General features: G+C 69.6%; 9 protein-coding genes and 1 tRNA gene. 4 read left to right on the top strand and 6 right to left on the bottom strand.

Annotation, left to right across the window (positions count from 1 at the left end):
• From HY68_RS01120 to HY68_RS01100, 5 genes are all read right to left on the bottom strand, one after another.
• The coding region (locus HY68_RS01120; RefSeq protein WP_041983511.1) for an FAD-dependent monooxygenase at positions 1 to 591 on the bottom strand (591 nt) is incomplete at its 3' end.
• A gap of 164 nt (positions 592 to 755) precedes the next feature.
• Entirely contained in the window at positions 756 to 1,652 is an 897-nt protein-coding gene (locus HY68_RS01115; RefSeq protein ID WP_041983509.1) for an amino acid ABC transporter permease, read from the bottom strand.
• Positions 1,649 to 2,323, bottom strand: a complete 675-nt coding sequence (locus HY68_RS01110) for an amino acid ABC transporter permease (protein ID WP_041983506.1) — start codon at positions 2,321 to 2,323, stop codon at positions 1,649 to 1,651. Before HY68_RS01110 ends, HY68_RS01115 begins: the two co-directional genes overlap by 4 nt.
• A 75-nt stretch (positions 2,324 to 2,398) precedes the next feature.
• On the bottom strand, positions 2,399 to 3,235 hold the full coding sequence (locus tag HY68_RS01105) for a glutamate ABC transporter substrate-binding protein (RefSeq protein WP_041983503.1): 837 nt from the start codon (positions 3,233 to 3,235) through the stop codon (positions 2,399 to 2,401).
• 102 nt (positions 3,236 to 3,337) lie between these two features.
• Positions 3,338 to 4,123 (bottom strand): amino acid ABC transporter ATP-binding protein, encoded by a 786-nt coding sequence (locus HY68_RS01100; protein WP_041983501.1) that lies wholly within the window; start codon positions 4,121 to 4,123, stop codon positions 3,338 to 3,340.
• 256 nt (positions 4,124 to 4,379) lie between these two features.
• Between HY68_RS01100 and HY68_RS01095 the strand changes: the two genes are divergently transcribed.
• Positions 4,380 to 5,102, top strand: a complete 723-nt coding sequence (locus HY68_RS01095) for a response regulator transcription factor (protein ID WP_041983498.1) — start codon at positions 4,380 to 4,382, stop codon at positions 5,100 to 5,102.
• Between the two features lie 6 nt (positions 5,103 to 5,108).
• A complete protein-coding gene (locus tag HY68_RS01090) occupies positions 5,109 to 6,500 on the top strand; it encodes a HAMP domain-containing sensor histidine kinase (RefSeq protein ID WP_041983495.1) in 1,392 nt (463 codons plus the stop codon).
• On the opposite strand, the gene HY68_RS43365 is transcribed toward HY68_RS01090, so the two are convergent.
• A complete protein-coding gene (locus HY68_RS43365) occupies positions 6,490 to 6,930 on the bottom strand; it encodes a TAXI family TRAP transporter solute-binding subunit (RefSeq protein WP_198533440.1) in 441 nt (146 codons plus the stop codon). The two genes, HY68_RS01090 and HY68_RS43365, sit on opposite strands and share 11 nt — an antisense overlap.
• Between HY68_RS43365 and HY68_RS42510 the strand changes: the two genes are divergently transcribed.
• Positions 6,892 to 6,992: transfer RNA gene (locus tag HY68_RS42510), tRNA-OTHER, on the top strand. The two genes, HY68_RS43365 and HY68_RS42510, sit on opposite strands and share 39 nt — an antisense overlap.
• 576 nt (positions 6,993 to 7,568) lie before the next feature.
• The coding region (gene miaB, locus HY68_RS01080; RefSeq protein WP_041983490.1) for a tRNA (N6-isopentenyl adenosine(37)-C2)-methylthiotransferase MiaB at positions 7,569 to 9,030 on the top strand (1,462 nt) is incomplete at its 3' end.

The raw sequence follows: 9,030 nt of genomic DNA, 5'->3' as shown, positions 1-9,030 counted from the left end.
GTGCAGCACCGCCTCGCCCGGCCAGGGCAGTTCGGCGCGCAGCGCGGCCACGGCGTGCCGCTCGACCGCCGTACGGCCGGGGAACCGCACGCCGAGCAGTTTGCGTACCGTCGACCTGGCGCCGTCGCAGCCCACCAGATGGCTGGCCCGCCACCAGGTCGCCTCGGGGCCGCGGGTGTGCACGGTGACGCCGTGCGCGTCCTGCTCCAGCGAGTCCAGCCGGCTGCCCGTCGCCACCTGGATCAGCTTCTGACCGGCGATCGCCTCACGCAGCCCGCGCGACAGGGCGTGCTGCGGGATGTGCAGCGGGGCAGGACCGCCGTCGTCGCCGAGCGGCACCTGCCGCATCAGCTGCTTGCGCCGCATCGAGCGCCAGCCCTGCCAGTGCGTCGCCTCGTCGGCGAGGGTGGTGCAGCCGATCCGGGCCACCAGCGCCGCGGTGTCGGGGCGCAGCACGACCGTACGGGCGGGGCGGGGGTCGTCCGTGCCGCTGCCCTCGTCCAGCAGGACGACAGGGACGTCCTGCGCGGCGAGGGCGAGGGACAGCGCCAGCCCGACAGGGCCGGCGCCGACCACGATCACCGGGTCCACGTCGCGCCCTCTCCGGCCCGTACGGTCGTGCTTTCAGTGGCGCTTGAGCCTGTCGGACAGGCCCTGGGAGCCCGATGCGTGATCACAGAACGTATGCAACCCACTGGGGGTGCCGCCGTCAAGTGACGCCCACGGCGGCGCGTACACCGTGTGCCACGTGCGCCTCAGAGGGTGTCTCCACCCCCGACGACGCCCGCTTCCTCCGCGTCGCCCGCCCCGAGGACCGCGCCCGTGCTCTTGCGCGCCTTGCGGAGCTTGCGCTCCAGCCAGCCGGCGAAGGTGGTGAGCGCGAAGTTCAGCACGATGTAGATCAGGGCGATGACGGTGAAGGCCGCGATGACGTTGGCACCGTAGTTCGCCGTGATCGTCCGGTTCTGCGAGAGCAGCTCCTGCAGACCGAGGACGGCGCCGCCGAGCGCGGTGTCCTTGACGATCACCACCAGCTGGCTGACCAGGGCCGGCAGCATGGCTGTCACCGCCTGCGGCAGCAGCACGGACGACATGACCTGGCCCTTGCGCATCCCGATCGCCTTCGCGGCGTCGGTCTGGCCGCTGGGCAGGGAGAGGATCCCGGCCCGCACGATCTCGGCCATGACCGAGGAGTTGTAGAGCACCAGGCCGGTGACCACGGCGAACAGCGGCCTGCTGTCGGAGGAGACGTCCGTGAACTGCACGTACAGTTGATACGCGAAGATCATCATGATCAGTACGGGGATGGAGCGGAAGAGCTCCACCACGACGCCGACCGGAACCCTGACCCACCGGTGGTCCGAAAGACGGCCGATGCCGAGCAGTGCGCCCACCGGCAGGGCGATCACGATCGCCAGGGCCGCCGCCTTCAGGGTCTCCCCGAGGCCGGGCAGCAGATAGGTCGTCCAGACCTTGGAGTCGTCGACGAACGGACTCCACTTCTCCGAGGCCAGCTGACCGTGGTCGAGCAGCGCGGAGATGACCCACCAGACGGCCAGCGCGAGGAGGATCAGGAACACGATCGTGTAGAGAATGTTGCGCCGCTTGGCACGGCTGCCGGGCGCGTCGTACAGGACGGACTCGGTACTCATCGCTTCACCGCCACTCGCTTGGCCACCCAGCCCAGCAGCAGGCCGACCGGGAGGGTGAGAACGATGAACCCGAACGCGAAGACCGCGAAGACGGCGAAGAGCGAGTCGGCCTCGTTCTCGATCATGGTCTTCATCAGTGCCGCCGCCTCGGCGACGCTGATCGCCGCCGCCACCGTGGTGTTCTTGGTGAGCGCGATCAGTACGTTGGCGAGCGGGCCGACCACGGACCGGAACGCCTGGGGGAGCACCACCAGCCTCAGCACCTGGAAGAAGCTCAGGCCCAGCGCACGGGCCGCTTCCGCCTGTCCGACGGGCACGGTGTTGATACCGGAGCGCAGGGCCTCGCAGACGAAGGTGCCGGTGTAGGCGATGAGCCCGAGCACCGCCATCCGGAAGCCGATGTCCTTGAAGGTCTCGCCGCCGAGCGTGATCCGGAGGGTCTGGTTGAGTCCGAGCGAACACGCGACGATGATCACCGTCAGCGGCGTGTTGCGGACGATGTTGATGTAGGCGGTGCTGAACCCCCGCATCAGCGGTACGGGACTGACCCGCATCCCGGCCAGCAGCGTTCCCCATATGAGGGAGCCGGCTGCGGAGTAGAGGGTGAGCTGCACCGTCACCCAGAAGGCGCCGAGCAGGTCGTACTGCCCGGAATCAAGAAAGTCGAACACGATGCCCCGCGCTCTCCCCTGGTTGGCTGGTCGGTACGCGCCGCCGGCCGGGCCGGCGGCGCGTCACTGCGTGTCTCAGCTGGCCGCGGCGATCTGCGGGGCAGGCTCGTTCTTGTAGTTGGCGGGGCCGAAGTTCTTCTTCACGGCCTTCTCCCAGGAGCCGTCCGACTCCATCTTCTTGAGCGCGGCGTTGACCTTGTTGAGCAGGTCGGTGTCGCCCTTCTTGAGACCGATGCCGTAGTTCTCGTCGCTCAGCTTCAGGCCGGTCAGCTTGAACTTGCCCTGGTGCTCCTTCTGCGCGGCGTAGCCGGCGAGGATGGAGTCGTCCGTGGTGAGCGCGTCGACCGTCTTGCTCTCCAGGCCGGTCAGGCACTCGGAGTAGCCGCCGACCTGCTGGAGGTCGGCCTTGGGGGCCAGTTCCTTCTGAATGTTCTGCGCCGAGGTCGAACCGGTCACGGAGCAGAGCTTCTTGGAGTTGAGGTCCTCGGCCTTGGTGATGCTGCTGTCGTCGGCGCGCACCAGCAGGTCCTGGTGGGCCAGCAGGTAGGGGCCCGCGAAGTCGACGCGCTGCTTGCGCTCGTCGTTGATCGAGTAGCTGGCGACGACGAGCTTCACGTCGCCGTTGGCGATGAGGTTCTCGCGCTCGGCGCTCGGCGACTCCTTCCACTCGATGTCCTTGGCGTCGTAGCCCAGTTCCTTGGCCACGTACGTGGCGACGTCGACGTCGAAGCCGGTGAAGCTGCCGTCCGGCGTCTTCAGGCCGAGACCCGGCTGGTCGTACTTGATCCCGATGGCGATCTTGCCGCCGCCGTCGGCGCTGTCGCTGTCCTTGCTGTCGCCGCCACACGCGGTGGCCGTCAGCGAGAGGACGAGTACGGCAGCCGCTGCCGCGCTTGTCTTGTGGAGCTTCATCGTTGAACTTCCCTCGGGTGAGACGTGGAAGAGGCAGGTCGTGGAAGAGACAGGTCGTGGAAGAGGCAGGCTGTGGAACAGACAGGCTGTGGGACAGACCGGTCAGTGGTGCAGGATCTTCGAGAGGAAGTCCTTGGCACGGTCACTGCGCGGGTTGTTGAAGAACTCGTCAGGGGTCGTCTCCTCGACGATCTTTCCGTCCGCCATGAAGACGACCCTGTTCGCCGCCGAGCGCGCGAAGCCCATCTCGTGGGTGACGACGACCATCGTCATTCCCTCGCGTGCCAGCTGCTGCATGACCTCAAGGACCTCGTTGATCATCTCGGGGTCGAGCGCTGAGGTCGGTTCGTCGAAGAGCATGACCTTGGGGTCCATCGCCAACGCCCTTGCGATGGCCACGCGTTGCTGCTGTCCGCCGGAGAGCTGAGCCGGGTACTTGTCGGCCTGCGAGCCCACGCCCACCCGGTCGAGGAGGGAGTGCGCCTTCTCCTCCGCCTCCTGCTTGCCGAGCTTGCGGACCTTCGTCTGGCCCAGAGTGACGTTCTCCAGCACGGTCTTGTGCGCGAAAAGGTTGAACGACTGGAAGACCATGCCGACATCGGCCCGCAGCCGGGCGAGCTCCCTGCCTTCGTCCGGCAGCGGCTTGCCGTCGACGGTGATCGAACCTGAATCGATCGTCTCCAGGCGGTTGATGGTGCGGCACAGTGTGGACTTACCGGACCCGGAGGGGCCGATGACGACCACGACCTCGCCACGGGCGATGGTCAGATCGATGTCCTGGAGCACATGCAGCGCGCCGAAGTGCTTGTTGACGTTGCTCAGTACGACCAGGTCGCCCGCCGCCGGCACGGCGTCCTCGGTGCCCTTGGTCACTGACACTCCGCTCATCGGCTTATTGCTCCGTCCTCCTCGGTTGGGAAGGACCATAGGCACGGGCCGCGACCAGCGTCATTACATCTGAGCGGAACTTGAGCATAACGATCGGGCAGCGGACGGACACGCCGCGTGAGGGGACGGTGCGGGGCGTACCGGGTGGGTAACGGAAAGCACGGGGAGCCGGACCGGCCCTTGACGCCTGCGGTGTCATGGGCGTGGATGCCGGGAGGGGAAATACCACAGGAAGTGCCACAGCCAGGGGGGCGCCATGAGACTGCTGCTCGTCGAGGACGACGACCACGTCGCCGCTGCTCTGGCGGCCGTGCTCGCCCGGCACGGCTTCGACGTCGTGCACGCCAGGAGCGGCGAGGAGGCGCTACGGGCGCTGCTGCCCGCCGCCAACGCGGGCAAGGCGCCCTTCGGGGTGGTGCTGCTCGACCTCGGCCTGCCCGACCAGGACGGCTACCAGGTCTGCGGCAAGATCCGGAAGATCACCTCGACCCCGGTGATCATGGTGACGGCCCGCGCCGACGTACGCTCCCGGATCCACGGCCTCAACCTCGGCGCCGACGACTACGTGACCAAGCCCTACGACACCGGTGAACTGCTCGCCCGTATCCACGCGGTGAGCCGGCGCGGCAGCACGGCTGAGGAGTCCGCCGGGGCCGAGCGGCCCGCCCCCGGGCTCGGGCGGGTCACGCTGGAGCTCGCCAACCGCCAGGTCAGCGTCGACGGCACCCCCGTACCGCTGACCCGCAAGGAGTTCGACCTGCTGGCGCTGCTCGCCCAGCGGCCCGGGGTGGTCTTCCGCAGGGAGCAGATCATCAGCGAGGTGTGGCTGACCAGCTGGGAGGGGACCGGGCGGACCCTCGAAGTGCACGTGGCGTCCCTGCGCCACAAACTCGGCATGCCGTCGCTGATCGAGACGGTACGGGGCGTCGGCTACCGGTTGGTCGTGCCTGCCGCGCACCCGGGCAAGCAGGGCCAGTAACGCCTCGTGCGCACCCGACTTCTCCCGCTGCTCATCATCCTCATGGCGGCCGTGCTCCTCGCCCTCGGCTTCCCGCTGGCCGTCAGCCGCGCCGCCGGGCAGCAGCAGGACGTCGTGGTGGACCGGATCGACGACACGGCGCGGGTCGCCGCGCTCGCGCAGTTCGTCACGGAGAGCACCACCGGGTCCCAGGACAGGCGCCGCGTGCTGGCGGGAGAACTGGCCCGGTACTACTCGGTCTACGGCATCAGGGCCGGTGTCTTCTACCGCGACAACCGGCCGATGGCGCGCGCCCCGCAGAACTGGACGGTCCCCAAGGAGGGCGAGGGCAGGCAGGCGTTCGAGGAGGCGCTGCTCGGCCGCCGCAGCGACGATCCGGAACAGGTCTGGCCGTGGCAGGACGGCCGGCTGATCGTCGCCTCACCGGTCGTCAGGGACGGTGATGTCGTCGCCGTCGTGGTGACCGACTCGCCCACCGGACAGATGCGTTCGCGGATTCTGCGCGGCTGGCTGGTCATCGGCGCGGGCGAGGTGGTGGCGATGCTCGTGGCCGTCGGGGCGGCGTTCCGGCTGACGGGCTGGGTCCTCCTGCCGGTACGGGTGCTCGACGCGGCCACCCACGACATCGCCACCGGGCGGATGAAGTCACGTGTGGCCGCCGGCGGCGGACCGCCCGAACTGCGGCGCCTGGCCATCTCCTTCAACGAGATGGCCGACAACGTCGAGGACGTGCTGGAGCAGCAGCGCGCCTTCGTCGCCGACGCCTCCCACCAGTTGCGCAACCCGCTCGCCGCCCTGCTGCTGCGTATCGAACTCCTCGCCCTCGAACTGCCCGAGGGGAACGCGGAGATCGCTTCGGTGCGCACGGAGGGCAAGCGGCTCGGCCAGGTGCTGGACGACCTGCTGGACCTGGCGCTGGCCGAGCACGCCGAGGCCGATCTGCGGCTCACCGACATCGGCGAGCTGGTGGCCGAACGGGTCGACGCCTGGCGGGCCGTCGCTGAGGAGAAGGGCGTACGGCTGTCGGAGCGGGGTGCCGCTGTCACCGCGTGGGCCGATCCCGTCGCGCTCTCCAGCGCGCTGGACGCGGTGCTGGACAACGCGCTCAAGTTCACCCCGGCGGGCGAGACGGTCACCGTCACGGTGGGACGCGGCGGCGAGACCTCCACCGTGGTCGTCAACGACGGCGGTCCAGGACTCGCGGACGACGAACTGGCCCGCATCGGCGACCGGTTCTGGCGCAGCAACCGCCACCAGAACGTCAAGGGCTCCGGTCTCGGCCTGTCCATCTCCCGTGCGTTGCTGAGCGCGGGCGGCGGCTCGATCCACTACGCGCACGGCGAGCCGAGCGGCCTGCGCGTCACCCTGAGCGTGCCGCGCTCGTCCCCTACGGCTTGACCGACCGGTAGTAGCGCTTGGCACCCTCGTGCAGCGGCAGGGGGTCCGTGTAGATCGCCGTCCGCAGGTCCACCAGCTGCGCGGGGTGCACCTCCTTGCCGATGCGGTCCCGGCTGTCGATCACGGTCCGGGTGAAGCCCTCCGCCAGCGCCGGGTCCGTCTGATCCGTGGTGACCAGCAGGTTCGCCACCGCGACCGTCGGCACCGCCTCGCCGTCCTGCGCGTCGCGGTACGCGTCGGCCGGCATCTCCGCCGACCGGTAGTAGTGCGACGCGCTCTCGCCCGTGGCGTGCAGCTTCGAGATGAGCGCGGGCTCCAGCGGTACCAGCCGGACGGCGAAGCGCTCCGACAGCTGTTCCACGGCGGCGGTGGGCAGCCCGCCGGACCAGAAGAAGGCGTCGAGCCGGTGGTGCTCCAGGCTCTCCGGCATGGTGTCGATCCCGTCCGGCACGGCCTTGATGTCGCGCTGCGGGTCGAGTCCCGCCGCCTTCAGCAGCCGGTCGGCGATCAGCCGTACGCCCGAGCCGTCCTGCCCGACACCCACCCGCAGGCCGCGCAGGTCGGCCGTCGTGCGCACGGCCGACCCCTTCGGGACGACGAGCTGCACGTAGTCGTCGTACAGCCGCGCGCAGCCCCGCAGCCGCTGGTAGCCGACGTCGCGGTCCTTCTGGTACTTCGCCACGGCGTCGGCGGTGGCGATGGTGAACTGGGCCTCGCCGCTCGCCACCCGCGCCAGGTTCTGCTGCGAGCCCTCGCTGGTCGCCAGCTTTATCGACACGTCCGGCAGGTCGCGGTCGAGGTACGGGCTGAGCAGTTCGCCGTACCGCTGGTAGACGCCCCGGTTCACGCCGGTGCTGAACGTGACCGATCCGCTCGGCGATGACTCCCTGATCGGTACCAGCCACCACACCAGCACTCCGAGCACCACCAGCACCGCCGCACCGCCCTGCACGGCGCGGTTGCGGCTCATCCGGGAGACGGCGGTGAACATGGCGCGATCCTGTCAGCTCCCTCCCCGCGATGGCCAGGGCCCGTCCCGTACCGCGACCCCGTACCCTGGTGGGCGAGATGAGCGCGAAGACTTACGAAGTGCGCACCTACGGGTGCCAGATGAATGTCCACGACTCCGAGCGGCTGTCGGGCCTGCTGGAGGGCGCGGGGTATGTCCGCGCCCCGGAGGACGCCGACGGTGACGCCGATGTCGTCGTCTTCAACACCTGCGCGGTGCGGGAGAACGCCGACAACAAGCTGTACGGCAACCTCGGCCGGCTCGCGCCGATGAAGACCAAACGGCCCGGCATGCAGATCGCCGTCGGCGGCTGTCTCGCGCAGAAGGACCGCGAGACCATCGTGCGCAGGGCGCCCTGGGTCGACGTCGTCTTCGGTACGCACAACATCGGCAAGCTGCCGGTCCTCCTGGAGCGCGCCCGCGTCCAGGAAGAGGCGCAGATCGAGATCGCCGAGTCCCTGGAGGCGTTCCCCTCCACGCTGCCCACGCGCCGCGAGTCCGCCTACGCCGCCTGGGTCTCCATCTCCGTGGGCTGCAACAACACCTGCACCTTCTGCATCGTGCCCGCGCTGCGCGGCAAGGAGAAGGACCGCAGGCCCGGCGACATCCTGGCCGAGATCGAGGCGCTGGTCGCCGAGGGCGTCAGCGAGATCACCCTGCTCGGCCAGAACGTCAACGCGTACGGCTCGGACATAGGCGACCGGCAGGCGTTCTCCAAGCTGCTGCGCGCCTGCGGGGCCGTCGAGGGCCTGGAGCGCGTCCGCTTCACCTCTCCGCACCCCCGTGACTTCACCGACGACGTGATCGCCGCCATGGCCGAGACGCCGAACGTGATGCCGCAGCTCCACATGCCGCTCCAGTCGGGCTCCGACACGATCCTGCGCGCGATGCGCCGCTCGTACCGGCAGGACCGCTACCTCGGCATCATCGAGAAGGTCCGCGCCGCCATCCCGCACGCCGCCATCTCGACGGACATCATCGTGGGCTTCCCCGGCGAGACCGAGGGGGACTTCGAGCAGACGATGCACGTCGTACGCGAGGCGCGGTTCGCGCAGGCCTTCACCTTCCAGTACTCCAAGCGGCCCGGCACGCCGGCGGCCGACATGCCGGGACAGATCCCCAAGGAGATCGTCCAGGAGCGGTACATGCGGCTCTCCGCCCTCCAGGAGGAGATCTCCTGGGAGCAGAACAAGACGCAGCTCGGCCGGACGGTCGACGTGATGGTCGCCGAGGGCGAGGGACGCAAGGACGGCGCGACCCACCGGCTGTCCGGCCGCGCCCCCGACAACCGGCTGGTCCACTTCACCGCCCCGGAGGCGCCGGTACGGCCCGGCGACGTGGTGACCGTCGACATCACCTACGCGGCCCCGCACCACCTGCTGGCCGAGGGCGCGACGCTCACGGTGCGCAGGACGCGCGCGGGGGACGCCTGGGAGCGGCGCGAGTCGGCCGCGAGCGAGAAGCCGGCGGGTGTCCTGCTGGGGCTGCCCACCGTCGGCGTACCGGCGCCGCTGCCCGCCG

Source organism: Streptomyces sp. AcH 505 (assembly GCF_000818175.1).
Taxonomy (GTDB): Bacteria; Actinomycetota; Actinomycetes; order Streptomycetales; family Streptomycetaceae; genus Streptomyces.
Note: the sequence above shows the minus strand (reverse complement) of the source record. Positions and strands in the feature narration are given on the sequence as shown.

What these genes read in the sequence shown, in the direction of transcription:
- HY68_RS01105 (WP_041983503.1), bottom strand. Translation starts at nt 3,235, where the DNA reads ATGAAGCTCCACAAGACAAGCGCGGCAGCGGCTGCCGTACTCGTCCTC.
- HY68_RS01115 (WP_041983509.1), bottom strand. Translation starts at nt 1,652, where the DNA reads ATGAGTACCGAGTCCGTCCTGTACGACGCGCCCGGCAGCCGTGCCAAG.
- HY68_RS01100 (WP_041983501.1), bottom strand. Translation starts at nt 4,123, where the DNA reads ATGAGCGGAGTGTCAGTGACCAAGGGCACCGAGGACGCCGTGCCGGCG.
- HY68_RS43365 (WP_198533440.1), bottom strand. Translation starts at nt 6,930, where the DNA reads ATGCCGGAGAGCCTGGAGCACCACCGGCTCGACGCCTTCTTCTGGTCC.
- HY68_RS01095 (WP_041983498.1), top strand. Translation starts at nt 4,380, where the DNA reads ATGAGACTGCTGCTCGTCGAGGACGACGACCACGTCGCCGCTGCTCTG.